Below are 849 nucleotides of genomic sequence, written 5' to 3'. Positions count from 1 at the left end.
CGACAAGATGGTGCAAAGGATCGCAGAGCTGCCACTGGAATGGGAGCCGGGAACGAAATGGCAATACAGCACCGGGTCTGATGTCATAGGCCGTATCGTGGAAGTCGTTTCCGGGATGACGCTCGACAAGTACTTCGCGACTCGCATCTTCGAGCCCCTCGGCATGACCAACACCGGCTTCTCTGTGCCGGAGTCTGAGATCAGCCGGTTTCCCCCGCTCTATGAGGCTACGGCTGGCGGCATGGCATTGCACGAAGCGCCGGGAGTTTCGGATTGGCGGCAAGGAAAGGTTGATACGTTCTGCGGCGGGGGCGGGCTCGTCGGAACCATCGACGACTATTGGGGGTTCGCCGAAATGCTGCGGGCTGGGGGGGAACTCAACGGCGAACGCATCCTCAGTCCCAGCACTTTGAGATTAGCAGCGTGCAATCACCTACCGGGTGATCTTGCCTCGATGGCAACCGAAGTTTGGGCCGAAACCCAGTTTGACGGTGTCGGGTTCGGTCTGTTGGGCTCCGTCATCCTCGATCCGGCTAAGGCACACATTTCGGCGCAAGTGGGTGACTATGGCTGGGGCGGGGCGGCGGGCACCTTCTTCTGGGTGAGCCCGATCGACGACCTGGTCGTCATTCTCTTCACGCAACTGCTGCCTTCGAGCGCCATTCCGGTGCGCAAAGAGCTGCGCGCACTCGTCCATGGCGCGTTGACGGGGGCCTAGACCTCTCAACAGAAGCTGAACAACCTTGCGCATAGCAAGCTGGGCCGGCTCGACTTCGTCGTGCTCGATGAGCTCTTCGCCCAAGCCGGTGGGCAGTGCTCTTCCACCTTATCAGCCAGCTTCACTAGCGG

At 60.7% G+C, this 849-nt stretch carries 1 protein-coding gene; it reads left to right on the top strand.

All coding sequences use genetic code 11. The features are described 5' to 3' along the window. Positions 1 to 718: serine hydrolase domain-containing protein (locus tag ACXJ7R_RS34760; RefSeq protein WP_457155743.1), on the top strand; the 718-nt coding region annotated here is incomplete at its 5' end. Positions 719 to 849: the final 131 nt, after the last annotated feature.

It is taken from the genome of Mesorhizobium sp. P5_C1, from assembly GCF_054049815.1.
This window is presented reverse-complemented; position numbering and strand designations above follow the sequence as displayed.